21 protein-coding genes are annotated in these 26257 nt (G+C 58.7%); 10 read left to right on the forward strand and 11 right to left on the reverse strand.

Annotated features, from left to right (window positions below; all coding sequences use genetic code 11):
• Window positions 1–2 precede the first annotated feature (2 nt).
• Together BW956_RS14160 and acnA are read left to right on the forward strand one after the other, a co-directional pair.
• Window positions 3–2390: a Lon protease family protein gene (locus tag BW956_RS14160; RefSeq protein WP_076463359.1), complete on the forward strand. Its 2388-nt coding sequence runs from the start codon at window positions 3–5 to the stop codon at window positions 2388–2390.
• A gap of 106 nt (window positions 2391–2496) precedes the next feature.
• Complete coding sequence (gene acnA / locus BW956_RS14165) at window positions 2497–5214, forward strand: aconitate hydratase AcnA (RefSeq protein WP_076463362.1); 2718 nt, start codon at window positions 2497–2499, stop codon at window positions 5212–5214.
• 54 nt (window positions 5215–5268) lie between these two features.
• Here acnA and BW956_RS14170 read toward each other — a convergent pair whose 3' ends face one another.
• The gene (locus BW956_RS14170; protein ID WP_076463365.1) at window positions 5269–6534 is read right to left on the reverse strand and encodes a pyridoxal phosphate-dependent aminotransferase; all 1266 of its coding nucleotides are present in this window, start codon (window positions 6532–6534) and stop codon (window positions 5269–5271) included.
• Window positions 6535–6752: 218 nt separating this feature from the next.
• Here BW956_RS14170 and BW956_RS14175 point away from each other — a divergent pair, with 218 nt between their 5' ends.
• Complete coding sequence (locus tag BW956_RS14175; RefSeq protein ID WP_076463366.1) at window positions 6753–7658, forward strand: MurR/RpiR family transcriptional regulator; 906 nt, start codon at window positions 6753–6755, stop codon at window positions 7656–7658.
• On the opposite strand, the gene BW956_RS14180 is transcribed toward BW956_RS14175, so the two are convergent.
• The gene (locus BW956_RS14180) at window positions 7655–9406 is read right to left on the reverse strand and encodes a sensor domain-containing diguanylate cyclase (protein ID WP_076463368.1); all 1752 of its coding nucleotides are present in this window, start codon (window positions 9404–9406) and stop codon (window positions 7655–7657) included. The two genes, BW956_RS14175 and BW956_RS14180, sit on opposite strands and share 4 nt — an antisense overlap.
• 249 nt (window positions 9407–9655) lie before the next feature.
• Between BW956_RS14180 and thpD the strand changes: the two genes are divergently transcribed.
• Complete coding sequence (gene thpD, locus BW956_RS14185; protein WP_076463371.1) at window positions 9656–10579, forward strand: ectoine hydroxylase; 924 nt, start codon at window positions 9656–9658, stop codon at window positions 10577–10579.
• Window positions 10580–10615: 36 nt separating this feature from the next.
• Here thpD and BW956_RS14190 read toward each other — a convergent pair whose 3' ends face one another.
• The 7 genes from BW956_RS14190 to BW956_RS14220 all read right to left on the reverse strand — a co-directional run bounded on the left by BW956_RS14190 (window position 10616) and on the right by BW956_RS14220 (window position 17925).
• Window positions 10616–11617 carry a dihydroorotate dehydrogenase-like protein gene (locus tag BW956_RS14190; RefSeq protein ID WP_076463374.1) on the reverse strand — a complete coding sequence of 334 codons (1002 nt, stop codon included), beginning with the start codon at window positions 11615–11617 and terminating at the stop codon, window positions 10616–10618.
• Window positions 11610–15224: a pyruvate:ferredoxin (flavodoxin) oxidoreductase gene (gene nifJ, locus BW956_RS14195; protein WP_076463377.1), complete on the reverse strand. Its 3615-nt coding sequence runs from the start codon at window positions 15222–15224 to the stop codon at window positions 11610–11612. Before nifJ ends, BW956_RS14190 begins: the two co-directional genes overlap by 8 nt.
• 126 nt (window positions 15225–15350) lie before the next feature.
• Window positions 15351–15941, reverse strand: a complete 591-nt coding sequence (locus BW956_RS14200; RefSeq protein ID WP_076463379.1) for a CBS domain-containing protein — start codon at window positions 15939–15941, stop codon at window positions 15351–15353.
• Between the two features lie 68 nt (window positions 15942–16009).
• A complete protein-coding gene (locus tag BW956_RS14205; protein ID WP_076463381.1) occupies window positions 16010–16399 on the reverse strand; it encodes a hypothetical protein in 390 nt (129 codons plus the stop codon).
• 19 nt (window positions 16400–16418) lie between these two features.
• The gene (locus BW956_RS14210; RefSeq protein ID WP_076463383.1) at window positions 16419–16841 is read right to left on the reverse strand and encodes a hypothetical protein; all 423 of its coding nucleotides are present in this window, start codon (window positions 16839–16841) and stop codon (window positions 16419–16421) included.
• 143 nt (window positions 16842–16984) lie between these two features.
• The gene (locus tag BW956_RS14215; RefSeq protein WP_010322637.1) at window positions 16985–17335 is read right to left on the reverse strand and encodes a putative quinol monooxygenase; all 351 of its coding nucleotides are present in this window, start codon (window positions 17333–17335) and stop codon (window positions 16985–16987) included.
• A 35-nt stretch (window positions 17336–17370) separates the two neighbouring features.
• A complete protein-coding gene (locus tag BW956_RS14220) occupies window positions 17371–17925 on the reverse strand; it encodes a hypothetical protein (protein WP_010322638.1) in 555 nt (184 codons plus the stop codon).
• A 176-nt stretch (window positions 17926–18101) separates the two neighbouring features.
• Here BW956_RS14220 and BW956_RS14225 point away from each other — a divergent pair, with 176 nt between their 5' ends.
• From BW956_RS14225 to BW956_RS14250, 6 genes are read left to right on the forward strand one after another with little or no spacing between them, the layout of a single operon-like run.
• Window positions 18102–19223 carry a branched-chain amino acid ABC transporter substrate-binding protein gene (locus BW956_RS14225; RefSeq protein ID WP_010322639.1) on the forward strand — a complete coding sequence of 374 codons (1122 nt, stop codon included), beginning with the start codon at window positions 18102–18104 and terminating at the stop codon, window positions 19221–19223.
• Window positions 19224–19280: 57 nt separating this feature from the next.
• Entirely contained in the window at window positions 19281–20207 is a 927-nt protein-coding gene (gene livH, locus BW956_RS14230; RefSeq protein WP_010322640.1) for a high-affinity branched-chain amino acid ABC transporter permease LivH, read from the forward strand.
• A 12-nt stretch (window positions 20208–20219) separates the two neighbouring features.
• Complete coding sequence (locus tag BW956_RS14235) at window positions 20220–21476, forward strand: high-affinity branched-chain amino acid ABC transporter permease LivM (protein WP_076463384.1); 1257 nt, start codon at window positions 20220–20222, stop codon at window positions 21474–21476.
• Window positions 21473–22240, forward strand: coding sequence for a high-affinity branched-chain amino acid ABC transporter ATP-binding protein LivG (livG, locus tag BW956_RS14240; protein WP_076463386.1), 768 nt, complete (start codon window positions 21473–21475; stop codon window positions 22238–22240). The genes BW956_RS14235 and livG overlap by 4 nt, the downstream gene beginning before the upstream one ends.
• Window positions 22240–22941 carry an ABC transporter ATP-binding protein gene (locus tag BW956_RS14245; protein ID WP_010322643.1) on the forward strand — a complete coding sequence of 234 codons (702 nt, stop codon included), beginning with the start codon at window positions 22240–22242 and terminating at the stop codon, window positions 22939–22941. The genes livG and BW956_RS14245 overlap by 1 nt, the downstream gene beginning before the upstream one ends.
• Before the next feature lie 29 nt (window positions 22942–22970).
• Window positions 22971–24506, forward strand: a complete 1536-nt coding sequence (locus tag BW956_RS14250; RefSeq protein WP_076463388.1) for an MFS transporter — start codon at window positions 22971–22973, stop codon at window positions 24504–24506.
• Here BW956_RS14250 and BW956_RS14255 read toward each other — a convergent pair.
• Both BW956_RS14255 and BW956_RS14260 read right to left on the reverse strand, forming a co-directional pair.
• Window positions 24485–25282 carry a metallophosphoesterase family protein gene (locus tag BW956_RS14255; protein ID WP_076463391.1) on the reverse strand — a complete coding sequence of 266 codons (798 nt, stop codon included), beginning with the start codon at window positions 25280–25282 and terminating at the stop codon, window positions 24485–24487. The genes BW956_RS14250 and BW956_RS14255 overlap by 22 nt on opposite strands.
• Window positions 25273–26220 (reverse strand): diacylglycerol/lipid kinase family protein, encoded by a 948-nt coding sequence (locus BW956_RS14260; RefSeq protein WP_010322646.1) that lies wholly within the window; start codon window positions 26218–26220, stop codon window positions 25273–25275. Before BW956_RS14260 ends, BW956_RS14255 begins: the two co-directional genes overlap by 10 nt.
• Between the last annotated feature and the right edge of the window lie 37 nt (window positions 26221–26257).

Consider the following 26257-nt stretch of genomic DNA (forward strand, 5'->3'; position numbering starts at 1 on the left):
ACATGACAACGCTGCTGAGCCCCGAACACCTGCGTCACCCCTGTGATCTGAGCGAACTGGGCATAGATTCATCGGCTGATATCACACCGGATTACTCCGCGCTGGGACAGGAGCGGGCAGTGGATGCCATCCAGTTCGCCATCGGCATGGACCATAGTGGCTACAACCTGTTTGTCAGTGGCTCAACCGGGCTTGGCAAGCGTGAACTGGTCTCGCGCATCATCAGCGCCGAAGCCGCCAGCGGCGAGGTCCCCTCGGACTACTGCTATATCCACAACTTCGACAACCCGAGCCAGCCACGCACACTCATTTTACCGCGTGGTACCGGGCAGCAACTGCATGAAGACCTGCGCCGCCTGATCGAAGTACTGCTACTGCGCATCCCCGCCCAGTTCAAAAGCGAGGAGTACCGCAACCAGCTGCAGGCGCTGAATGATGAGTTTCAGCACTTGGAAGAAGCCGGCTTCAAGGCACTGGGCAAGACCGCCCGAGAGTCCGGCATTACCCTCATGCGTACCCCCGGCGGCTACACGCTCGGACCGATAAAAGATGGCAAACTGATGACCCCGGACCAGTTCAGTGAACTGCCCGAGGCCGAGCAAAATCGCATCAAGGAGAAGCTGGAAAGCCTTAACGAGGAGTTGACGGAGCTGGTTCACGAAGTGCCCCGCCTGCACCAACAGCACCAGGCACGCATTCGCGATCTTGAGCAGGAAACCACTCGGGGCGTCATCGACCCGGCCCTCAACAACCTGCGTCAGAAATATGGCGAACACAGCGCCACCTTCCATTTTCTCGATGCCCTGCACCAGGATCTGATCGAGAATGTGGACGACTTTTTCCCCAGCGAAGAGGAAGAACGTGCCCCGCTGCACAAGCGTGCACGCTCTGCCAAGTTTCGTCGCTACCAGATCAATGTGCTGGTAGGACACCATGAAACCGACGGCGCACCGGTGATTCATGAAGATATCCCCAGTTATCAGAATCTGGTCGGACGGGTGGAGTACGAAGCCCACTTCGGCACCCTGAGCACGGACTTCAGCCTGATTCAGCCCGGCGCCCTGCACCGTGCCAATGGCGGCTACCTCATCGTTGATGCACAGAAACTGCTCAGCTACCCCTTTGCCTGGGAGGGCCTCAAACGTGCCCTGCGCAACCGAGAGGTGCGATTGGATTCACTGGAGAAAATTTACGGTGTCAGCGGCACCCGTGCCCTGGACCCTGAACCCGTGCCACTGGATACCCGCGTTATTCTGATTGGAGACCGGCGCCTCTACTACCTGCTCAAGCAGTACGATCCCGAGTTCACCTCCCTGTTCAAGGTCTATGCCGATTTTGCCGAGGGCTTTGATCGAATCCGCGATAATCTGAGCGCCTATCTGGGACTGGTTAGCATGTTGGTGCGTGAGGAAGGACTGACCCACTTTGATCGCTCCGGACTGGAAACCCTGATCGAGTACAGTTCCAGACGCATGGATGACAGCGAGAAGCTGTCACTTCACCGTGGCCAGCTGATCGATCTGCTGCGTGAGTCCAGCTTCTGGGCCCTGCGTCAGGGGGACTCACAGGCCAATCGAGCCCATGTGGAAAAGGCAATTGCCCAACAACGCTATCGCAGCAGCCAGCTGTCCGAGCTGATGCAAGAGCAGATCGAACGCGGCTTGCAGATGGTCGACACCCAGGGCAAGGAAGTCGGGCGCGCCAACGGCCTGTCGGTATTCCAGCTGGGCGACCAGCGTTTTGGCAAACCAAGCCGGATCTCCGCCACCGCTCGCATAGGCAATGGCCGCATGCTGGATATCGAACGCGAAACCAAGCTTGGCGGTGCCATTCATACCAAGGGGGTCATGATTCTGGGTGCCTGTATCGGGGCTCGCTACGCCCGCAACCGTCCTCTGTCTCTGAATGCGAGTCTGGTGTTTGAGCAATCCTATGGACCGGTTGACGGTGACAGCGCCTCCGCTATCGAGTTCTGCACCCTGATATCAGCCATCGCCCAGCTACCGATCAAGCAAAGCCTGGCCGTTACCGGCTCCATCAACCAGCAGGGCGATATTCAGGCCATTGGCGGCGTTAACGAAAAAATCGAAGGCTTTTTCGAGCTCTGCCAAAGCCGAGGGCTGGATGGTGAACAAGGCGTGGTCATTCCTGCAGCCAATATACCGCACCTGATTTTGAGTGAGGCGGTGGTCAACGCCTGCCGGGAAGGCCACTTCCAGATCCATGCAGTTGCGATACTGGATGAACTGATCGAGTTGCTGTTCGACCGCCCTGCCGGCAAGGCGGATGCCGGCGGTCGCTATGCGCCAAGCACCGTGAACGGGCTGGTACAGCAGCAACTGGCGGATTGGTCGGAGCTGGCGCAAAAGCATGCTGGCGGCAAGGACTGATACCCATACTCTGGACCTGCAGGGGTTGAAGTATCGTTCTGTCGTCCCAAGGTCATCAGAGTAGGCTACTCTGAATTTTCTGCGTACAACTCAGGAGAGGCTCGACATGAGGCTAGTGGACACAACGCACACCCTGACCGTGGGCAACCAGGACTACCGCATCAGCAGCCTGCGCAAGGCCGCTGAGCAGCTGGGGTCGGTTGACCGCCTGCCCCGCTCACTCAAGGTTCTGCTGGAAAACCTGCTGCGCCGTCACGACAGCGACGCGGTGCAACCGGAAGACTTGCAGGCCCTGGTAGACTGGCAACATCAGGGCGGACGCTCGGATCGCGAAATTGCCTATCAACCCGCCCGCGTGCTGATGCAGGATTTTACCGGTGTCCCCGGTGTCGCCGACCTGGCTGCCATGCGCGACGCAGTCAGCGAACTGGGTGAAGATCCGCAGAAGGTTAACCCGCTGTCACCCGTGGATCTGGTGATCGACCACTCGGTGATGGTGGACCACTTCGCCAGCCCCGATGCCTTTCGCGATAACGTCCAGATCGAAATGGAACGCAACGGCGAGCGCTATGCTTTCCTGCGCTGGGGCCAGAAAGCCTTCGACAACTTCCGCGTGGTACCGCCCGGTACCGGGATCTGCCACCAGGTGAACCTGGAGTACCTGGGCAAAAGCGTATGGACTCAGGAAATTGACGGCGCAAACTGGGCCTACCCCGATACGCTGGTGGGCACAGACTCCCATACCACCATGATCAACGCCCTGGGCATTCTGGGCTGGGGTGTGGGTGGCATCGAAGCGGAAGCGGCCATGCTGGGTCAGCCCGTCTCCATGCTGATTCCCGAGGTTGTGGGCTTCAAGTTAAGCGGCGCCCTGCGTGAGGGTATCACCGCCACCGACCTCGTACTTACCGTTACCGAAATGCTGCGCCAGCATGGTGTGGTGGGCAAGTTTGTTGAGTTCTATGGCGATGGTCTGGCCCAGCTGCCACTGGCTGACCGCGCAACCCTGTCCAACATGGCACCCGAGTATGGCGCGACCTGTGGTTTCTTCCCGGTGGATGAAGAAACCCTGAAATATCTGCGCCTGTCCGGTCGTGACGAGCAACAGGTCGCGCTGGTCGAAGCCTACTGCAAGGAGCAGGGGCTGTGGCGCGAGCCCGGCGACGAGCCGGTGTTCACTACCACCCTGGAACTGGATCTGGGCAGCGTCGAAGCCTCACTGGCAGGCCCCAAACGTCCACAGGACAGGGTCACACTCAGCGATCTCAAATCCCGCTTCGATGAACTTATGGCGCTCAGCCTGACACCGGCTCCCGGCAGCGCCGAAGGCAAGCTGGAAGCCGAAGGAGGCCAACCGGTGAATGACACACCGGAAACCGCAGAGGTTGAACTGGATGGGCAGCGCTTCACCCTGGATCAGGGCGCCGTGGTTATTGCCGCCATCACCTCCTGTACCAACACCTCCAACCCGGGCGTAATGCTGGCCGCCGGCCTGCTGGCACAGAAAGCGCTCGAAAAAGGCCTGCAACGCAAACCCTGGGTGAAAACGTCGCTGGCACCGGGCTCCAAAGTGGTCACCGAATACCTCAAGGCCGCAGGCCTGGATAAGTCGCTGGACGCACTGGGTTTCAACCTGGTCGGCTATGGCTGCACCACCTGTATCGGTAACTCCGGCCCTCTGCCCGATCCGATCGAGCAAGCCATTCGCGAGCGGGACCTTACCGTCGCTTCAGTGCTCTCGGGCAACCGCAACTTTGAAGGCCGCGTGCACCCCGCCGTGAAAACCAACTGGCTGGCCTCTCCGCCGCTGGTCGTCGCCTTCGCCCTGGCCGGGCGCGTGGATATCGACCTGTCGCAGGAGCCTCTGGGCGAAGACAGTAACGGCCAGCCGGTCTATCTCAAGGACCTTTGGCCCAGCCAGGGCGAAATTGCCGACGCTCTGGAGCAGGTCAACACCGACATGTTCCGCCGGGAGTACGGTGCCGTCTTTGACGGCGATGCGGACTGGCAGGCGATCGACGTGGCTACCGGCAACACCTATGACTGGCCCACATCCACCTATATTCAACAGCCACCGTTCTTCAGTGGCATGTCTCCGCAGCCGGAACCGGTCGAAGATATCGACAAGGCACGCGTACTGGCCCTGCTGGGTGACTCGGTTACTACAGACCATATATCCCCCGCTGGCGCGATCAAGGCGGATAGTCCTGCCGGTCGTTATCTGCAGGATCAGGGTGTTACTCCGGAGAATTTCAACTCCTATGGTTCCCGGCGTGGCAGCCATGAGGTGATGATGCGTGGCACCTTCGCCAATATCCGTATCCGCAACGAAATGCTGGAAAACGTGGAAGGCGGCGAAACACGCCACTACCCCAGTGGCGATCAGCTCGCCATCTATGATGCCGCCATGCGCTATCAGGATGAGGGTCGTCCGCTGGTGGTCATTGCCGGGCGCGAATATGGCACCGGCTCGTCACGTGACTGGGCTGCCAAGGGCACCCGTTTGCTGGGCGTACGCGCCGTCATTGCAGAGTCTTTTGAGCGCATCCACCGCTCCAATCTGCTGGGCATGGGCGTACTGCCTCTGGAGTTTATCGATACGGATCGCAAGGCGCTGGGCCTGACCGGCGAAGAGGAGATCAGCCTCAAGGGGCTGGCGGAGCTGAGCCCGCGTCAGGAGCTGAAACTGGAGATAGCTTATCCGGATGGTCGTACGGAGCAGGTGGATGTTCGCTGCCGGATCGACACCGGCAACGAACTGGCCTACTTCCAACACGGCGGTATTCTGCACTATGTGCTGCGCCGTATGATCGGCAAGGCCTGATGGCGCTTGCCTCGGCTCAGGCGACCCTTGCCTGAGCCCACGCGGGCACCGGAATCAGGCCGCAACCTGTTGCCGGTCGCCCAGCCAGCCGCGAATGGCGTCAAGCCCATCCATAACCGGTGCGGCAATAGCCTCCAGGTCTTCAAGCGGGGCATTCAGTGCCACCGCGCCATCAAAGTTCACATAAGACAGGCGTGCCACCAGCTCATCGGCCGGCATACCAAATGCCGTACCCGGCAACAGCGCCACCCCGGCTTCTTCCAGCAAACGCTCGCACAGCTGATCGGAGGTATGAATGCCCCGCTCTGCCAAGAGTTCACGCCAGCCGGCAAAATCCGGGAACAGGTAGAACCCGCCCTCTGGTGCGGCAGTCGCTACCCCCGCATTATTCAGACGCTCGGCAGCGCGATTGCCGATATGACTGAGGACACGGCGCTCGCCTTCGACGTAGGCCTGCACGTCCGGCCCAAAGTGATAGGCCACTGCAGCCGCATGCTGTACCGGTGAGGCCACACAGGACCAGGTTTCAGACGCCACACCCAACAGCCTTGGCATCAGGTTGCCGGCAAGAGCCTCAGGCACATGCATAACACCCAGGCGCCAGCCACCGGCACCACACCATTTTGACAGACCACCGGTCACCAGAGTGCCCTCCGGGTAGTAGCGTGCCAGCGAGCGATGCTGTCCCTGGTGATGCAACATGCCGTAGATTTCGTCACTGATCACCAGTACCTGATGACGGCGCATCACCTCGGCCAGTGCCTTCAGCTGGGCTTCGCTGTAAGTCGTGCCGCTGGGGTTACCCGGATAGTTCAATACCAGAATAAGCGGACGCTGTGGCTGTTCGCGCTGAGCACAAAAGGCATCCAGCTGTTCCGCTGTCAGGCGCCATTCGGTTTCGGCGGAGGTTTGCAAACGATGAACGCTGTGACCGGCCAGGCGCGCCTGGGGTTCATAAGACACCCAGCTGGGCGATACCAGCAGCACTTCAGCCTCGGTAAACGCCGCCATCACGGCGTAGATCAGCAGCTTGCTGCCAGGGCCAACCAGCACTCGCTCGGGCTGCCAGTCAACACCATCGGCACTGCGATGAAACGCCGCAGCCGCTTCCCGCAACTGGCGCCAGCCCTGTACCGGCATATAGGCTTTCTCGCCGGCATGCTCGGCCAACACGGCGGTTACCGAAGCCGGCACCGGAAAGGGTGACTGGCCGAAACCGAAGCGGAACACACGGCGGGTCTGTTCCAGTGAGTCGGAGCGTTCGTTGATCAATAAGGTTTCCGAATGGTTGATCGGACGTAAGAATTCATCGATAGACATGTTTTGGGTCCTGATTGGAAGTGGCTACAGCCCTGCAATGCAGCTGGCTATGGGGGTAACTATCGCCGCTATGAAAATCTTTTCAATCAAGACACATAAAATGAAAAGCAATTTTCAAAATATCCGATACACTTACTCAGATAAGAAATAAAAACCATTTAATTCAGCTAGTTGCAAAAACCCGCTTCAAAGCGATTGAAAACAATGGAAATGGTCTTATGTCCACGCCAGTGAGCTTCCCCCCCAAGTCCCTGTCGCAACTGCGCAAGCTGCCCTCACTGCTCAAGCGCGGTGAAATCACCCTGCCCATGGGCAAACGCCTCTTGGTAGCACTCTGCCTGATGCTGGATGATCCTCAACTGGTCGCCACTCACACCATTACCGAGCTGGCTGAAGCGACCGGTGTCAGCCCTGCCTCACTGACCCGCTTGGCCAAGCTGCTGGGGTTTACCGGCTTCGTCCAGTTCCAGGCGCTGTTTCGACATGCTGTCAGCGAACCTGGGCGCTATTACAGTGAACAGGCCACGGCCCTGGTCAGCAGCGATCAGAACAGCAGCCTGAGCTCGCGTATCAATAGCCACTGTCAGCGCCAGACCGAAAACCTGTTACGTACGGCTGAACACCTGAGTGAGTCCGAACTGGATAAGGCGGCACGCTTGCTGGTCAAAGCCAAACGCGTACGCATCGCTGGCCGGCGCCAGTCCTATGGGCTGGCTGCCATGTTCAACTACATGCTGGGGCTGATCCGTGGCGGTGTCGGGGTGGTTGGCGCTGCCGGCGAGGGTCAGGCGCAGACGCTGGCCGAGCTGGATTCACGTGACCTGCTGGTGATGTTCGGGTCCGAGCCCTACAGCCGTGACTCGGTGACACTGGCGCAACTGGCCTGTGAGCTGAAATTGCCGCTGCTGGCACTGACCGACAGCTATCACTCGCCCCTGGCGCAGCTGGCCGATGCCAGTCTGCTGACACAAAATGCCAGCCCGCTGTATACCAACAGCATGGTCGCCACTGTCTTCATGATGGAAACTCTGCTGCTGCATACGGCCCGGCAGCTGGGGGACAAGGCCGTGGCCCAGCTGAGCCGCCGTGAAGAATTGATTAACCGCTTGAACGACGAATTTTAATGCAGGTTGGGATCATGTGAAGCAGACACAAGTTTCTGCTGACCACTGGGTGTGGTTTCGCCATCGATGAGGTAGCAGTTACGTCCGGCTTCCTTGGCGGCATAGAGCGCCGCATCTGCCCGGTGCAGGGCGGTTTCGGGGTCTGAGCTCTGCGCCAGGCAGGCTCCGATACTGAAGGTCATGCATATTTTGGCACCGTTGGGGCTTTCCAGCACCTGACTGCGGATCACTCTGAGCAAACGCTCGCAGATTGACCTGATCATTAAGGGTTCGGCATCGCGCAGGATAATCAGAAACTCGTCCCCTCCCCAGCGGGCAGCCGCATCGTATTCACGCAGGACAGAGCGCAGCACCTGAGACACCAGCACCAAAGCGTCATCACCCACGGCATGGCCGTAGATATCGTTGATCTCCTTGAAGTAGTCCAGGTCTATCCAGATGATCCCCAGGGCACGGGCCTCACGTTCACAGCGCTTCAGTTCCTCCAGAATTTTCTGATCCATGCCACGCCGATTTAACAGTCCGGTGAGAGCATCGGTTTGACTCAAGCGATTCAGGGCTTCGGTCCGCTCCTGTACCTTGAACTCAAGATTGGCACGGGCCTCGAACACCTCCCGACTCATCAGTTCAAACTCGCGCACCAACCGCCCGACCTCACCTGATGCATGAATGTTGAGCGGCTCGCCCCGGTATTCCCCACGACGAATGGAGCGAATGGCACGGTCCAGTGCTGACAGTGGCTCCACAATCCAGCGTCCCAGCACCAGCTGGAACAGCAATATGGTAATCAGCAAGCAGATGGAGAACACCAGCAGGATGGTATTGAACAGGCTCATCGGCAGCAGCTGTTCAAGGTCCATGAGGGTAATTTCGTACCAATCCACCTCCGGCAGGTAGGCCATCCCCGCCAGATAGCGCTTGCCGTCGATCTCGACAAAACGGCTCATCACCTGATGGGATGAACCTTCCAGCTGGGTCATGACTTCACGCAGGCGCGCCTGATCACGACTGTTAACCATTTTGCCCAGATGATTGCCCTCTTCGGCCCCCTTGGTGTAGCTGGCAAAGTCGATCATGCTCTGGTCACGGTACAGCTGAATTGCGCCATCATGATTGACGAACATGGTGGTGATGCCTTCTTCACCACTGTCGACGAAATCATTGAGAAAACCGCTCAGATTAATACCCGTACCAGCCACGCCCAGGCTCTGGCCATCCGGACCGCGCAACATGATATCAATCCACAGCTTTGTCACCCCCAGATGCATATCCGGGTTAACGTTGATGACCAGGTCACGGTCCTGTTTGAGGAATTCATAGAACCAGCGGTCACCGGGCTCGCGCTGGTTGAGAATATAACGCAGCTGATCGGAGCCGAACTCGTTTTCAGCATTGTTGTAGTAGTAGTGGCCGTTGGCCGCCACGGCGAGGAAGTAGTTGCCATTGCGGAACGCCTGGCGATAGCGCTCCAGCTCTCTAAGGCCCTGATATTCCATAACTATATCATCAGGTTTTTGCAGCCAGTCCAGCACAGCAGGGGAGCTGGCCAGCTGCCGAGCGAGCACGATTTCGCGCAGTAGCGGTTGCAGTACACGCTCCTTGTCGTACAGCACTTGCTTTTCTACGTAGCGTTGCGCCCATTCGGTAATAATGCGCTCGGCCAGGGTCTGTACCGCTACCCAAACTGCTGAAGCCGATGCCAATATCAATAACAACGCCAGAAAGCTCAGTCTGGCTTTCAGGTTCAACGGAACCCCCTGTTGAATGTATCCCACTGAAAACGTCAGTGTGTTCCGAATAACAATCTACTATAGATCATGTTCATCTGGCTGCGTAGCCTGACAACCCACAAATTGTGGCTTTAACGGGTTGAAATATCCCCGATTAACCCCCAGATTTCCATCGGGTTTTACATTTCTATTGCCAGCACCCGGTCCCTGTCGGCTCGCTGTGCCGACCACTCCCTTTATCCGGGTGCCCAGACAAAAGGAGGTAATATGCCAGCCAAGGATCTCTATCCGTCCCGAACCAGCGCTCAGCCGGTCATTCTGGACCGTCAGGATCCTGTTATTCACGGTACCGATTTCAGTGCAGCGCCCATCAGTGAGGAGCAGCTGAACCAGTACGATGAAAAGGGCTTTCTGCTTTTGCCCGAAGTCTTCAGCCGTGCTGAGGTAAGCCGCTTCCTCAACGAGCTTCAGCAGATGCAGCAAAACCAGACGTTGCTTGACTCTGAACGCGCCATCACCGAACCGGGGAGCGGTGCGCTACGCTCGGTTTTCCAGATCCATCAATACAATGATCTGTTCAGTCAGGTCGCCGCCGACCCGAGGGTTGCGGACATAGCCCGCTTTATTCTGGACGATGATCTTTACATTCATCAGTCACGCCTGAACTTCAAGCCCGGTTTTAATGGCCGCGAGTTCTACTGGCACTCGGATTTTGAAACCTGGCACGTAGAGGACGGGATGCCCCGCATGCGCGCCCTCAGCGCCTCTATCCTGCTCACCGATAACAGTGACTTCAATGGCTCCCTTATGGTGATGCCGGGATCTCATCGCCAGTATGTCAGCTGCGTCGGCGAAACCCCTGAGGGGTATTACCGCAACTCGCTGCAGCAGCAAACCGTGGGTACACCCGACAACCACAGCCTTGCCAGCCTGCATAAGGAATTTGGCCTGGAGTCCACAGCGGCACCTGCCGGTTCAGTACTGCTGTTTGACTGCAACCTGATGCACGGCTCCAACGGCAACATTACCCCCATGCCGCGCAGCAACCTGTTCTTTGTCTATAACGCGGTCAGTAATCGCTGTGTTGCCCCTTTCTGTAATCAGCCGCCGCGGCCGGAATTTCTCGCCACGCGGGAGACCTTTTCCCTACTCCCCGCGCGCAACAATGCCCGGGAACGCAAAGTCGGCTGATCTATTCCAGTCCAGGCAGGGTACGCCCCTGCCTGCTCAAGGGCGCCACAGATCCAGTGAATCAACGTAGTTGGCTCGTTCCCAGGCGGACGGGTTGGCCGCATTGGCATGGCTGACACTGCCCCTGAGCTGATCCAGAGACGCGTACTCATGCTGCTCCAGCCACTCACTCATGTCCCGTTTCATCTGCTGCATCACTTCGGGGCCCTGCTGCATCAGCACACTGGCCAGCTGCGCCACCTCGGCACCCACCAGCTGGGTTCGGATCACATCTTCAGCGCTGTGAACACCTCCGGTAATCGCCACATCCAACGCCACCTGGGCTTTGACAATCGCTGTCCAGCGCAGACGTTCGTTCAACTCCGAGGGCGTCGACAATTGAAGCTGCGGCCTGATTTCCAGAGCGTCCAGATCAAGCGTCGGCTCCAGAAAACGATTGAACAACACCACGGCATCAGCGCCCCGGTGTTTCAGTTGCGCCACCATGTGTACCGGACTGGAAAACCGGGAAGACAGCTTCACCGCCAATGGCAGGTCAGGCACCGCCGCGCGCACGCCATCGAGAATATCCAGATAGCGCTGCTCAACAGCCGTCCCGCTTTCGGTCACCGATGCCGCGATATGGAAGATATTCAATTCCAGTGCATCGGCGCCGGCCTCAGCCAGTTGCACGGCATACTCCGCCCAGCCGCGCGGACTGACGCCGTTAAGACTGGCGATCACGGGAATCTGCAGGCGCTCCTTCATACCCTTTAGCCGTTCCAAATAATGTTCTTCAGCGGTTTTGAATGCATCGGGCACAGGCAAAAAGTCATCCGCTTCGAAATGACCAATTTCCTGTTCGTAGAGAAACCGGTGCAGCAACTCGTGATCGCGGGTGCACTCCTCTTCAAACAGGCTATGCATGACGATGGCTGCCGCCCCTGCATCTTCCAGTTCACAGGCGCCCGCCGGGGTTGCGGTGAGCGGTGACGCCGAAGGCACCAGCGGGCTATCCAGCGCCAGCCCCAGATACTCTGTTTGCAATGATTTAGTCATCCTGTCCCTCCTCGGCACCCGTCGGTATTGCTCCGCTCCCCCAGCTCAGGCCGGCCAGCTGTTCATAGCGATGATAACGCTCGCTGACCTCACGCTGGGCCTGCTCCAGAAAGGCTTTGGCGGCAGCCGGGTTGGCACGGGCCAGCATGCTGAAACGCGCCTCGGTACGGGCAAACGCCTGGTAGGGAATGGAAGGCGGTTTGGAATCCAGTTTCAGCGGATTTTGCCCCTGCTCGGCTCGGCGCGGGTCATAGCGCAGCAACGGCCAGTGCCCTGATTCGACCGCCAGACGTTGATGCTCATGGTTATCGGACAGATCAAAGCCATGTGCGATGCAGGGCGAGTAAGCGATGATCAGAGAGGGTCCATCCCAGCTTTCCGCCTCCTGGAAGGCATGCAGTGTCTGTACATCCTTGGCCGCATAGGCCACATGCGCCACATACACATGTTCGTAATCCATGGCGATGCGAGCCAGATCCTTCTTCGCCACCGGCTTGCCGCCTGCCGAGAACTTGGCCACGGCACCTCGCGGGGTGGCCTTGGAGGTCTGGCCACCGGTGTTGGAGTACACCTCCGTATCCAGTACCAGGATATTCACATTACGTCCTGAGGCCAGCACATGGTCCAGGCCGCCGTAGCCGATGTCATAAGCCCAGCCATCACCGCCAACAATCCAGACACTGTGACGGCACAGCTTGTCCGCCAGCCGTCCCAACTCGTGCGCACGCGGGTCATCCAGACATTCCAGACGCCCGCGCAGGCGTGCGACTCGCTCACGCTGCGCCTGTACACCCACCTCATCGCTTTCATCCGCCTGCTTGATTGCCGCCACCAGCTCGGCATCCAGCTGCTCGCTCAGGCCATCCAGCAACTCGAATGCATATTCGGTCTGCTTATCCAGTGCCGCCCGCATGCCCAGGCCGAACTCGGCGTTATCCTCAAACAGGGAGTTGTTCCAGGCCGGGCCGCGGCCCTCAGCGTTGTGGGTCCAGGGCGTCGTCGGCAGGTTACCGCCGTAGATGGAGGAGCAGCCGGTAGCATTGGCAACGAGCATGCGGTCGCCAAACAGCTGACTCAACAACCGGATATAGGGTGTTTCGCCACAGCCGGAGCAGGCGCCACTGAACTCGAACAGTGGCTGCATCAGCATCGAGCCCTTGAGCGTATTCACCTTCAGCTCAGTGCGATCAAACTCGGGTAGCTGACTGAAGAAATCCCAATTTTCCCGTTCTCGCTGGGCGATTTCCTCTTTGGGCACCATATTCAGCGCCTTGCGGCTCTGGTTGGATTTGTCGTGAATCGGACAGATCTCCACACAGAGCGTACAGCCTGTGCAGTCATCGGGGGATATCTGGTAGCTGATCAGGGTGTTGTCAGGAAAGTCCTTCTTGCCTTTGATCGGCACCGCCTTGAAGCCTTCCGGTGCCCGTTGCATCTGCTCCGCATCGAACGCCTTGGATCGGATCACCGAGTGCGGACATACAAAGACACACTTGCCGCAGTGCGTGCACAGATCCTCTTCCCACTGGGGCAACTCCCGCGCCAGATCACGCTTTTCATAAGCGGCCGTGCCCACCGGCCAGGTGCCATCGGTGGGTACACGACTAACGGGCACCTGATTACCGCGACCTGCGATCAGTTCTGCAGTCACCCGTTTAACGAAGGGGCTGGCATCCCCCGGGTCAACTTCATGCAGGGGAATAAGACTGTTAGATTCCTGAGGTACCTTAAACTCAATCAGGTGGGTCAGGGCATTATCAATGGCGCCCAGGTTCATATCCGCAATGCGCCGGCTGCGCCGCCCGTAGCTTGACTCCACCGCAGCCTTGATCTGAGTGATCGCTTCTTCGTGAGGCAAAATATCCGTGAGGGCGAAAAAGGCCGTTTGCATGATGGTATTGATGCGCTTGCCCAGCCCTGCATCAGCCGCAACCTGGTAAGCGTCCAGCAGCCAGACCTTAAGCGACTTGTCGATCATTGCCTGCTGAACGGGCGCCGGCAAACTGTGCCAGAAGGCATCCCCACTGAGGTGAGTGTTGATCAGAACGGTTGCCCCCTGAGCGGCCTTGTCCAGCATTGGATAGCGCTGCAAAAATTGCGGCTGATGGCAGCCGACAAAGTCCGCCTCCCCGGCCTGGATTTCGTAACTGGAGCGGATGGGCTCAGGGCCGAAACGCAGATGCGATACGGTGACAGCCCCTGACTTCTTCGAGTCATAGACAAAATGGCCCTGGGCATAACGCGCTTCACCGGCGCCAATGATTTTGATGCTGTTTTTGTTGGCCGAGACCGTGCCATCAGCCCCCAGGCCATAAAACACCGCCTGGGTTTGCCGGGCTGCAGCCTGGGTGCGGAAATGGTCGTCCCAGCGCAGGCTCAACCGCGTCACATCATCATCAATGCCAACCGTGAAAGTGCGTGCACTGCCCGGCCGTTGCAGATGATCAAACACGGCCTTCACCATCCCCGGCGTGAACTCCTTCGAGGACAGACCAAAACGCCCGCCCAGCACGCGCGGCAACCCCTCGCCTGGCCAGCGCCCTTCGCTGCAGGCCTCAAAGACAGCCGTAGCCATATCCTTGAACAGGGGTTCGCCATCGGCACCGGGCTCTTTGGTGCGGTCCAGTACGGCCAGAGCCTTGACTGTTTGCGGCAGTGCCGCCAGCAGGGTTTCTGCCGCAAAGGGACGGAACAGGTGCACGTTCAACACCCCGACCCGCGCACCCTCGGCGTTAAGGTGCTCAACCGTTTCCTGTACACAGAGTGCGGCAGATCCCATCACCAGAATGACACGCTCGGCATCCTCTGCCCCCTGGTAGTCATACAGGCGGTACTGCCGGCCGGTGACGGCAGCAAAACGGTTCATGGCGTTCTGCATGATCACCGGAAAGGCGTCATAGTAGGGGTTAACCGCTTCACGGGACTGGAAGAACAGATCCGGATTTTGTGAGGTGCCGCGTACCACCGGATGCACCGGCGACAATCCTCGGTCACGATTGATTTTCAGCAGGGTGGGATCAATTAGCTGTTGCAGCTGCTCGGTTGTCAGCACCTCGACGCGACTGATCTCATGACTGGTGCGAAAGCCGTCAAAGAAATGCAGCACCGGCACCCGTCCTTCCAGCGTCGCCATCTCGGCAATACAGGCCAGATCCATCACTTCCTGCGCATTGCTGGAGGCGAGCATCGCGAAACCGGTAGACCGCGCGGCCATCACATCGCTGTGATCGCAGAAAATGGAAAGTGCATGGGTTGCCACCGAGCGCGCTGCCACATGGAATACCGTGGGCGTCAGCTCACCGGCAATCTTGAACATGTTGGGGATCTTCAGCAGCAGCCCCTGTGAGGCGGTGAAGGTGGTGGTTTTGGCACCGGCCTGCAAGGCACCATGAACGGCACCGGCAGCACCCGCTTCACTTTGCAGTTCGATAACCTGGGGAACAGTGCCCCAGAGGTTGGGTTGCCGACGGTTGCTCCAGCTGTCGGCAAGCTCGCCCATCACCGAAGCCGGGGTGATGGGATAAATGGCAATGACATCATTGAGCTGGTGGGCGACGCGGGCGGCGGCCTCGTTGCCGTCCATCATCCGTATTTCCGGCCTGACCATGCTCACCTCCTATTGCAGCAGGGTTTTGCATCAGTATGGCAAAGATACCCGGGTACGGAGTTGATCTGTGCCAACCCCCTTACCCGGCACCCGCCAATAACTATTGGCGGGTGTTTTCGGCGATTATCAGGCGACCTCACCGCGGCCAAACAGGTTGTCCACCAGTTCACGGAAGCTGGTAGCCTGAAGATTGATTTCCACCGGTACCTGAAGTTTGCGCGCGATTTCGCTGGCCGAGATGATGCCGCAGATCTCTTCGTTATCCGGGTTGACCACCAGCATGTGCTGACTGCCCTCGTTCTGCAGGGTTTTCAACAGGTCGCCGATACTGCCCTGCTGCAATACGGCCAGCGGCACACCGCGCAGCTTATCACGCGGGATCATTACATCCTTGATGCTAAGGTCCTCACGCTTGAGCCCCAGACTGGTGGCCTGACTCAGCACCTTGCGGCTTTCCAGATCAATGACCGTCAGAATGCCACGGAAGTGGTCACTGCTGTCGGTGACAATCACAGAACGCACATGAACCTTGCGCATGGCCTGGGTAGCATCGTTGACGCTCTCATTGAGGCTCATGGTCAGGGGGCGAACATGGCGGAAGTCGGTCATGACCGTTTCGGCTGGTGAGTTGAGATCAATGCCCTCGGCACTTTCACTGCCGGACAGGCTTTTGAAGGTCTCAAGGCTAACGGTTTTGAGTTCGTGATACTTGTGCATGGTAATACTCCACACGCCCGCAGGCGTGAATGATGGCTACAGCAAATGTTCTGAAATGTTTTAAACAGTCAGACCAATGCCGGCGGTGCGCGCGCCTGTGGAGTGGAGTAAGCAGAATCGGGAGAGAAAAGCGGCAACCATGCCGTCGCCAGCACACGCTGTTTTTGCTGTTCAACAGCCAGAGCGTAGTGCTTGGTGCAGTCAGGTGGGTCCAGGGAAGCGTCAGATTGTCCCAGGTCACAGGACAGATGGCTGGATACGAAGGAAGTGGTGACTTCAGCCTGTGCTGGCGCAACTGTCCAGAGCAGCGCCCAGGCCAACAGGCAGGTCAGTACCAGCTGCAAGGCATAGTTCTCCGCCTGCTGCTCAAGATGCAGCCGCTGGCGCAGATATGTAATGAAGCCTGAATGCACTGCCGGAACCTCGTTGCGCTGTATGAGCGCTCTGATTCTCAGCATAGACCTTATCGTGCCGAGATTAAAGGGAACCGGAGATCACCTGCCCACGATAGACTCTGAGCGTTTTCGAGCGCGGCGCCGCTTCAGCGGGTTCAGGCTCGGGAGCAGGCTGAGGTTGCGCCTCGATCTGTTTCGGCTGGGGACGGTAACCGATGCCTTGCAACAGCCGCTGCGACTGATCCGGCAACAGGGTATCTGCCAGCGGGTAAACCAGCTCCGGGGTAAAGGAAAAACGCAGGGTCTTCAGATGCATTAATGCGGACAGCGCATCCGCATTGCTCGTGCCCGCGTAGGCAAGCCCCAGCAACTGCCCCTTGAACAGCACAATCTGGGCGGCGTGGTTGTCGTCCGTCGCCACAAACAGCGTTCCGGTGGTACCCGCATCCAGGCGGGTAAAGAGTGCCTTTTTCAGGGCGTCAAAACCTGCAGAGCCAGTTTCCATAGCGGCCTCCATTGATCCGTCTTGGGGTTCCTTATGGCTTTCCACCACAACCTTGCAAGAAACGAACCAACGCAGGCCAAAAACCGTTCCAGCGCAATTGACCTGCCGCAAGCACCAGCAACAGGCACTACAATGGTGCAGCCCTACCCAAGCTGGGGAGCGTCAAACTCTTCCGGCTCATCCGTGTAAACACAGACGTTCCAGTCTTCAGCAAGGCCATCATCTGCCTGGCAATAGCGCTCAAAAAAGTCGACGATTTCCTTGCGCTGACAGTGTGCTTCAAAGCTTTCCATGTCGCTCCAGATCTCCTGGAACACGATCGGGAAGCTGGTGCCCTCGGCAAAGGGGCTGCTGATATGGCGGGTCACGGTGTACTGCACACAGCCATCTTCACGGTGGGCATTGGGTTCCAGTGACTGGAGGACGCGGAAAAGCTCGCGCTCTTTGCCGGGTTTGGGTTTGAACTGGGCAGTGCAATAGACCAGAGAGGACATAGGGGCTCCTTGTTAAAGAGGGTTAAAACCCGGGGTTATTGCTCGAACGCCTGATCCAGGCGGGCGATATAGGGACGAATCATCTGCTTGTCAGCGGCAGGCACCTGGGCGATCGCTTTGGCCATGGTCATGGCCTGCTGCATTTGTACTCGCATTTCCGGGCTCAGCATCTGCAGCATGGCCGGATCAAGGCTGGCACCGGACTGAGCCAGCGCCAGTATTTCCGGGCTCTCCGCTTCCACTTTGACGGCGCCATAAGCCAGGACAACGCGGTCACCGGTTTGTGCCCAGTTACCGGCACTGGTGAAACCGCTGGCGGTCACGATACGGCCCAGCTCGGCATGGGCATCCGGCGCCTGTTGTTCCAGTGCACGCACGCCGCGCTGATGCGGGTCGAAATGTTCAGTGCCGGGCATGATTTCACGCTTGAGGAAGTCGCCCTGTCCCTTGGCTTCCAGCTGTTCCGCCAGCGCTCTGACCTGTGGCAGAGTCTCCAGATAGGCTTCAATGGCCGTTGTGCTCAAACCGGCCGCCTGCAGCGGGCTGGCCAGCATCCAAAGCAGGACAAGTGAGTACTTGAGGGTACGCATGAGGGGGCTCCAGGGAGTTTCATTGATCTGGGAGTCTAACAGATGCCTATTTTACTCGCTCAGGCATCTACGCAGTGCCATATTAACTGTGTAATATTCACTGGACGTTAACAAAAATCATAATAATCAGCGCACCCCGTGTTGCTGAGCTCAGCTTAACCCATGAGGGGGACTGTATGACGAAGAAAGCTACCTTCGGCAAAACTCTGGTTGCAGCCGGTACTTTGATGGCCGCTATCACCGCGGCACATGCAGATACATTGAAGATCGGCATTGCCGGTCCCGTAACGGGCCCGGTAGCCCAGTATGGTGACATGCAGAAAATCGGTGCCATGATGGCCATCGACAAGATCAACGAAGCCGGCGGCGTAAACGGCATGACCCTGGAAGGCGTTATTTACGATGATGCCTGTGACCCCAAACAGGCAGTGGCTGTCGCCAACCGTATCGTCAATGACGATATCCGCCATGTCATCGGTCACCTGTGCTCCAGCTCCACCGAGCCTGCCTCGGACATCTACGAAGAAGAAGGCGTGATGATGATCACCGCCGCTTCCACCTCTCCCAGCATCACCGAGAAAGGCTATGAGCTGATCTTCCGTACCATCGGTCTGGACAGCCTGCAGGGCACCCTGGCCGCTGACTACATCAAGGACAAGATCAAGCCGCAGCGCCTGGCCGTTATCCATGACAAGCAGCAGTACGGTGAAGGCCTGGCAACCACGGTAAAAGAGATCCTGGGCGATGCCGGTATCGAATCCGTGATGTTTGAAGGTGTGACGCCGGGTGACAAGGACTTCTCGGCCCTGATCGCCAAGCTCAAGCGTAACAACATCGACTTCGTCTATTACGGTGGCTACCACCCGGAGCTGGGCCTGATCCTGCGTCAGTCTCGCGAAAAAGGCTTCGATGCTGCCTTCATGGGACCTGAGGGTGTCGTGAACTCCGACCTGGCAGCCATCGCTGGCGATGCCATGGAAGGTGTTCTGGCAACCGCACCGAAGAGCTTTGACCAGAGCCCGGAAAACGCCGCCCTGGTAGAAGCTTTCAAAGAGCGTAATGAAGACCCGTCCGGCCCGTTCGTATTCCCGGCCTACTCTGCCATCCAGGTGATGACCGAGGCGATGGATGCAACCGGTAAAACCGATCCGTTCGAACTGGCTGAGCACCTGCGTGCCAACCGTTTCGACACCACCATCGGTGAAATCGGTTTCGATGCCAAAGGCGACCTGACCGAACCGACGTTCGAGATCTACACCCTCCACGCTGACGGCAGCAAAACTCCTGTCAGCAAGTAAACACTGCATCCAAAGGGCCCTCCCCACAAGGGAGGGCCCTCTGTTTGAGGGCGAGTGATGACTGAAACAAGTCTCTATGTACTTCAACAGCTGATCAACGGACTGACCATCGGCTCTACTTACGCCTTGATCGCCATCGGCTACACGATGGTGTATGGCATTATCGGCATGATCAACTTCGCCCACGGCGAGGTGTACATGATCGGTACCTATACCGCATTCATTACCATCATTGGCTTGCTGACGATGGGTGTCGGCTCGCTGCCGATTATCCTGCTATTGGCCCTGATGACCGCGGTCATAATTTCGTCGACCTATGGTTACGCCATCGAGCGCGTCGCATACCGGCCGTTACGTGGTGGCCCCCGTCTGATTCCGCTGATTACTGCTATCGGCATGTCCATATTCCTGCAGAACTATATCCGTCTGGCCCAGGGTTCCCGTGACCTGGCCATGCCGGCGCTGATCAGCGGCGGTATCGAGTTCGGTGATCCTGCAGTGTTTGAAGTCAGCATCTCCTGGATGCAGCTGATTATCTGGGTCGTGACCTTTATTTCCATGACGGCGCTGGCGCTGTTCATCTCCCGCTCCCGTCTGGGGCGTGCCTGTCGCGCCTGTGCGCAGGACCGGGGCATGACCAACCTGCTCGGCATCGACACCAACCGTATCATCGCCCTGACCTTTATCATCGGTGCGGCATTGGCGGCTGTGGCCGGCCTGCTGCTGGGTCTGTATTACGGCACCATCAACCCCTACATCGGCTTTATGGCCGGCCTCAAAGCCTTCACCGCTGCGGTGCTTGGCGGCATCGGCTCGATTCCCGGCGCCATGCTGGGTGGCTTGATTCTGGGGGTAACCGAGGCGTTAACGGCTGCGTTCTTCCCGTCCGAATACAAGGACGTGGTGGCGTTCAGCCTGCTGGTTCTGATTCTGTTGTTCCGCCCGACCGGTCTGCTTGGCAAGCCGGAAGTGGAGAAGGTGTAAAAGGAGTCGATGATGCAACGTGCACTCTTTCCCGCGCTGTTTGCCGCGGGCGTAACCTTCCTGCTGACCTGTCTGGTGATTGGTGTTCGCCTGGAACAGGAAGGACCGACGCTGACCGTGGTCGGCGCCGATGCCAGTACCTGGGGCTGGATCGCCTTTGCGGTGGTTGTGGTATTTCTGTTCCAGCTGTTCCAGGGGCCGATCAGTCGGCTCAAGCAGCGCATACCTTCGGCTGATGCCACCGGCCTGCTGCCCGGTGAACAGATGCGTAACCGGCTCAAGCCCTGGCTGTTTTCACTGATCATTGTGGGTCTGTTTGTTTGGCCATTCATGGTTTCACGTGGCGCGGTCGACCTGGCTACGCTCACACTGATCTATGTAATGCTGGGTCTGGGCCTGAATATCGTGGTGGGCTTTGCCGGCCTGCTCGACCTTGGCTACGTGGCCTTCTATGCCGTGGGGGCCTACACCTACGCCTTGCTGTCGGAGTACTTCGGGCTGTCGTTCTGGGCCTGTCTGCCGATTGCCGGCCTGCTGGCCGCGACCTTCGGCTGCATACTGGGCTTCCCGGTCCTGCGTCTGCGCGGTGACTACCTGGCCATCGTGACCCTCGGTTTTGGCGAGATCATCCGTATCCTTCTTAACAACTGGACCAGCGTCACCGGCGGCCCCAATGGTATTGGCGGTATCGACAAGCCCAGCCTGTTCGGGCTGGAGTTCAGCCGTCGCGCCAGTGAAGGCAGCCAGACGTTCCATGAGTTTTTCGGCATCGACTATGACAGCAGCCACAAGGTGATCTTCCTCTACCTGGTGGCCGTGTTGCTGGTGTTGTTGACCATCTATGTGATCAACCGGGTTCAGCGCATGCCGATCGGCCGCGCCTGGGAAGCCCTGCGTGAAGATGACATCGCCTGCCGCTCACTGGGGCTCAACCCCACCGTGATCAAGCTGTCGGCCTTCACCATGGGTGCCTCCTTTGCCGGTTTTGCTGGCTGTTTCTTCGCCGCACGTCAGGGCTTCATCAGCCCCGAGTCCTTCACCTTCATCGAGTCGGCCATCATTCTGGCCATCGTGGTGCTGGGTGGCATGGGGTCTCAGTTCGGTGTCATTCTGGCGGCCATCGCCATGACCATCCTGCCGGAACTGGCCCGTGAGTTTCAGGAGTACCGCATGCTGATGTTCGGCGGCGTGATGGTCCTGATGATGCTGTGGCGCCCGCAGGGTCTGCTGCCGATGAAACGTCCCCACCTGGAGCTGAAAACCTCATGAGCGAGAATCTGTTAGACGTCTCGGGTCTGATGATGCGCTTCGGCGGGCTGCTGGCGGTGGATAACGTCAGCCTGCAGGTGAAGCCACGTCAGATCCATTCCGTAATCGGCCCCAACGGGGCCGGTAAAACCACCGTGTTCAACTGCATCAGCGGCTTCTACAAGCCCACGGGCGGTGATGTACGCTACCGCGGCAAGGCCATTCAGGGGATGAGCAGTAACCACATCTCCCTGCAGGGTCTGGTGCGTACCTTCCAGCACGTGCGCCTGTTTTCCACAATGACGGTGATTGAAAATCTGCTGGTGGCGCAGCACCGCCACCTCAATACCAACTACTTTGCCGGGTTGGTAAAAACGCCGTCCTACCGTCGCCGTGAACGTGAAGCGATGGATCGGGCCGAGCACTGGCTGCGCCAGGTCAACCTGCTGGAGTTTGCCAACCGTGAAGCCGGCAACCTCTCCTACGGCCAGCAACGCCGTCTGGAGATTGCCCGCTGCATGGTGACCGAACCCGGTCTGCTGATGCTGGACGAGCCGGCAGCCGGCCTTAACCCCAAGGAAACCTCGGAGCTGGACCAGCTGATCATGCGCCTGCGTGATGAGCAGGACATCTCCGTCCTTTTGATCGAGCACGATATGGGACTGGTGATGGGGATCTCCGATCACATCACCGTGATCAACCAGGGCGCCCCGCTGGCCGATGGCACCCCGGCGGAGATCCGCGAGAACCCCGACGTGATCAAAGCCTACCTGGGGGAAAGCTGATGCTACGACTGGATAACGTTTCAACCTTCTACGGCAAAATTCAGGCGCTGCATAACGTCTCGCTGGAAGTGAACCAGGGTGAGATTCTCACCCTGATCGGCGCCAACGGTGCAGGCAAGACCACCCTGATGATGACCATCTGCGGTGATCCCCGTGCCCACGGTGGCCATATCGAGTTCGACGGCCAGCAGATCCAGCACTTGAACACCTCCGACATCATGCGTCAGGGGCTTGCGGTAGTACCGGAAGGGCGCCGCATCTTCTCGGCCATGACGGTGGAAGAAAACCTGTTCATGGGCAGCTTCTTCCGTGGCAAGGAAGAGTCCGAAGAGCAGCTGGAGCACGTGCTGGAGCTCTTTCCCCGTTTGAAAGAGCGCTACAGCCAGCGCGGCGGCACCATGTCCGGCGGTGAGCAGCAGATGCTGGCCATTGGCCGGGCGTTAATGAGCAAGCCGCGCCTGTTGTTGCTGGACGAGCCTTCACTGGGGTTGGCACCGATCATCATCCAGCAGATTTTCGAGATCATCGAAAAGCTGCGTGAGGAAGGTGTGACCATCTTCCTGGTCGAGCAGAATGCTCACCAGGCACTGAAGATTGCCGACCGTGGTTATGTGCTGGAGAACGGCCGTATCGTCATGAGTGGCACGGGCGATGCCCTGCTCAATGACGACAGCGTGCGCAAAGCCTACCTGGGCGGATAGTAATGGTTGTTTGACGGAAGGGCCCCCACATGCACCTGCTGGTCATCTCGCTGCTGTCACTTTTTGTCAGCCTGGCGTTGCTGATTGTCGGCAACTCCTTCCTCATCACCCTGCTTGGTCTGCGCTTCAGCCTGCTGGGTATAGAGCCCTCCATCATCGGTGTGGTGATGGTGTGCTACTCGGCAGGCTTTGCCGTTGGTTCACTCTATGCCGACCGCGTCGTCAGACGGGTCGGCCACATCCGCGCCTTTGCCGTGTTCGCCGCTCTGGCGGCCATGGCCTCCCTGATATACCCCATGACGTACAACGTCTGGCACTGGGGTATTCTGCGTGGCCTGGGCGGGCTAAGCATTGCCGCCCTGTTTGTCACCATCGAAAGCTGGTTCAGCGCGGTCGCCACCAACGCTAACCGCTCCAAGATTTTTTCGGTGTACCAGATTGCAGCCTACCTGGCTTCGGCCAGCGGTCAGCTACTGGTAGGCCTGGGCAACCCGATCCATTACGCCCTGTTTTCTCTGGCGGCACTGTTCATTGTCGCCGCCATCATTCCCCTGTCGCTGTCACGCATGCAGTCACCGGAGATCAGCGAGTCAACGCAAAGGATGTCGCTGCTGACATTGGTCCGGCTTGCGCCCATCGGCGTTACCGCCGCCTTTGGCAGTGGCATTCTGCTGGGGTCATTTTTCTCGCTGGTGCCTCTCTTTGCCAGCCAAACCGGCCTGGAAACGGCACAGATTTCCTATTACATGTTCGGCGCCATTTTCACCGCCATGCTGTTTGCCTGGCCCATAGGCTGGATCTGTGATCGTTTCCACCGCAGCTCGGTCCTGATGACCATTGCCGTGTTGGCCGGTATCGCCAGCCTGGGCAACATGTTCCTGGTGGACTTTGATTTTGTGCCGCGCCTGGTGGTGCTCTGTCTCTATATGGGCCTGGCTTCGACGGTATATTCCATCGCAGTCGCCATCACCAATGACATGATGGACAGCTCCCAGATCATGGCCGCCAGTTCCGGCCTGCTGCTGAGCTACGGTCTGGGCAGCGTGGCAGGCCCGTTGCTCAGCTCATCCCTGATGGAGCTGCTGGGTCCCGCATCCCTGTTCCAGCTGCAGGCACTGGTACTGGCGCTTTTGGCCGGCTTCACCCTGTATCGTCGTCGGCAGGTTGCGCCCATGCCCGTGGCGGCTCAGGAGCACTACATCCCCTCTATTCCGGAGTCTCCGGTCATTCCGGATATCGACCCGCGTCATGACGGTTTTGTCGAGACCCCGCTGACCGACCTTTTCCCGACAAGTGAAGAAGGAGCCGAGCCGGGCGATGAAGGCGAGCTGATGCCGGACACTGAGGCAAAGCCCGCATTTGAGCCGGGCAATGAGGGGGAACTGATGCCTGAGGCAGGTGAGGTGCAGACAACCACTGAGGCATCAGAGAATAGCGAAGCCGAGTCAGACAGCGCTGTGAATAACGACGCAGCAGAGTCTGATCAACAACCGGATTTACCGCAGGAAAAACAGGAAGAGCCGAAACCCTCTGACCCGACCGATCAAACACCCAAGGGCAACTGAACCTGTTCGGCCGGATCAAACCGGCCACTCTCGGCGTTGAAATCCCAGCGTGTCAGGCTCAGCACCCGCATCTCCAGGTCAGCATCGATCAGGTTAAACGAGTTGGGTTTGCCATCACGGGTGCGGGTTGAAATGGCAGTACCCGCCTGCACCGTCCAGGCCTGATCAGGAAGATCCGGGTAACGCCGGCTGAGCGGCGCAAAGAACGGGTAATGGATATGCCCGGCCAGATACAGCTGCATGCCCGCCTCGCACCAGCGCTGCATGGCCGCACGCGCGCCGCCGGCTATGTTCTGTTCATCCGATGCCAGCACGGCATCCACCGGATGATGCCCCACCACCAGCTTCAGCTTTGCAGAACTGGACTGCAGCTTCCCGGCTACCTGTTCGACCGAGTGGGTATCGAAATGGCCATCCACATGTCGCCTGGGGTCGGTGGTATTCACTCCGACCACCAGCAGCTCCGGCGTTTCAAATACCGGTTCCAGCTGCCAGCCAAACACGCGTCGAAAACCGGCGTAGGGCGCGCGAAAGCGATGCCAGACATTAAACAGCGGCAGATCATGGTTGCCCGGCACCGCCAGCACCTGTGCCGGCGCCAGCTGCTGTATCAGCTGCCTGCAGGCATCAAACTCATGACGCCGGGCCCGCTGGGTCAGATCACCACTGAGCAGCACCAGGACGGGCTCTATTTGCGCGCAGGCCGCCAACAACGCCTCTAGAACAGCGGGCGTCTCGGTGCCGAAGTGCAGGTCGGAGAGTTGAACTATGCGCACGTCTCCTCCCCGGATTCCGTCTCGGCCGGCACCAGGCAGCGGTAGGCATTCGGTTGCATGGAGAATTTGAGAGGCGTCGACAGGCGGTGCAACTCACCATCAATGGCCAGCGTCACCTTTTGCCGCCGCGTCGAAACCTGCAGGCCGCGGGTAATAAAGTAATCCAGCTTTTCCAGCTTGCGCAGCTGCCCCCTGATGCTGGCCCAGAGATAACTCAGCAGGGACAACAAGGAGTCAGAGCGCATGACGAATACCAGCATGCCGCCCTTACGAATCTGGTCGATTTCGGGCAAGTCAAAGTTGCCCAGCTGACTGGGGCTGACGCTGGCCAGCAGCATGGGGGCGGTTTCGGTATGGCGCGCACCATCATGCGCCAACACCAGGCGCCTGCCGCGCGCCCGCGTGAGAAACACCCAGACACCACTCAACAGCGATACCAGGCGGTTACGGCCGGTAATGGCACTGACCTGTTCACGGGCAGCAATAATCTTGGGATACACGCCAAGGCTGGCGCTGACACAAAACGGATAACCGTTGACGCTGGCCAGTGGAAACTGGCGTTCAGCCCCCTGCAAGAGCACATCGATGGCAGCCTGGGTCTGTTCGGGAATGCCACGGTCACGGGCAAAGAAGTTGAAGGTGCCGCGTGGAATCACGCCCAGCGTCACAGGCTGTTTCATCAGCACTTTAAGCGCGGCATTCAGGGTGCCATCACCACCGGCAACCACGAGCACGGCGCCCGTTTCGGTGCAGGTCTTGGCCAGTTTGAGCAGCTGTGGCTCCAGCCCGTACTTGCTGTGCTTGAGCATCACCAGCTTATCCAGCTGCTGCTCGGGTATGCGTGTGCGTAACTCGGCTTTAAGCGCTTCGTCCGCCTGGTCCCCCGCGCCCGGGTTAATGGCGACGAGAAAATGTCGTGTATACTGATCCTTGTGCATTTCCCTCTTCCTCAACGGAACCCGAACACTGGCCTCG

The sequence above is a fragment of the Marinobacterium stanieri genome (assembly GCF_900155945.1).
In the GTDB taxonomy this organism is placed as follows: domain Bacteria; phylum Pseudomonadota; class Gammaproteobacteria; order Pseudomonadales; family Balneatricaceae; genus Marinobacterium; species Marinobacterium stanieri.

Coding starts and splice junctions, on each gene's coding strand:
- BW956_RS14160 (WP_076463359.1), top strand. CDS start 3: ATGACAACGCTGCTGAGCCCCGAACACCTGCGTCACCCCTGTGATCTG.
- acnA (WP_076463362.1), top strand. CDS start 2,497: ATGAGGCTAGTGGACACAACGCACACCCTGACCGTGGGCAACCAGGAC.
- BW956_RS14170 (WP_076463365.1), bottom strand. CDS start 6,534: ATGTCTATCGATGAATTCTTACGTCCGATCAACCATTCGGAAACCTTA.
- BW956_RS14175 (WP_076463366.1), top strand. CDS start 6,753: ATGTCCACGCCAGTGAGCTTCCCCCCCAAGTCCCTGTCGCAACTGCGC.
- thpD (WP_076463371.1), top strand. CDS start 9,656: ATGCCAGCCAAGGATCTCTATCCGTCCCGAACCAGCGCTCAGCCGGTC.
- BW956_RS14190 (WP_076463374.1), bottom strand. CDS start 11,617: ATGACTAAATCATTGCAAACAGAGTATCTGGGGCTGGCGCTGGATAGC.
- nifJ (WP_076463377.1), bottom strand. CDS start 15,224: ATGGTCAGGCCGGAAATACGGATGATGGACGGCAACGAGGCCGCCGCC.
- BW956_RS14200 (WP_076463379.1), bottom strand. CDS start 15,941: ATGCACAAGTATCACGAACTCAAAACCGTTAGCCTTGAGACCTTCAAA.
- BW956_RS14205 (WP_076463381.1), bottom strand. CDS start 16,399: ATGCTGAGAATCAGAGCGCTCATACAGCGCAACGAGGTTCCGGCAGTG.
- BW956_RS14210 (WP_076463383.1), bottom strand. CDS start 16,841: ATGGAAACTGGCTCTGCAGGTTTTGACGCCCTGAAAAAGGCACTCTTT.
- BW956_RS14215 (WP_010322637.1), bottom strand. CDS start 17,335: ATGTCCTCTCTGGTCTATTGCACTGCCCAGTTCAAACCCAAACCCGGC.
- BW956_RS14220 (WP_010322638.1), bottom strand. CDS start 17,925: ATGCGTACCCTCAAGTACTCACTTGTCCTGCTTTGGATGCTGGCCAGC.
- BW956_RS14225 (WP_010322639.1), top strand. CDS start 18,102: ATGACGAAGAAAGCTACCTTCGGCAAAACTCTGGTTGCAGCCGGTACT.
- livH (WP_010322640.1), top strand. CDS start 19,281: ATGACTGAAACAAGTCTCTATGTACTTCAACAGCTGATCAACGGACTG.
- BW956_RS14235 (WP_076463384.1), top strand. CDS start 20,220: ATGCAACGTGCACTCTTTCCCGCGCTGTTTGCCGCGGGCGTAACCTTC.
- livG (WP_076463386.1), top strand. CDS start 21,473: ATGAGCGAGAATCTGTTAGACGTCTCGGGTCTGATGATGCGCTTCGGC.
- BW956_RS14245 (WP_010322643.1), top strand. CDS start 22,240: ATGCTACGACTGGATAACGTTTCAACCTTCTACGGCAAAATTCAGGCG.
- BW956_RS14250 (WP_076463388.1), top strand. CDS start 22,971: ATGCACCTGCTGGTCATCTCGCTGCTGTCACTTTTTGTCAGCCTGGCG.
- BW956_RS14260 (WP_010322646.1), bottom strand. CDS start 26,220: ATGCACAAGGATCAGTATACACGACATTTTCTCGTCGCCATTAACCCG.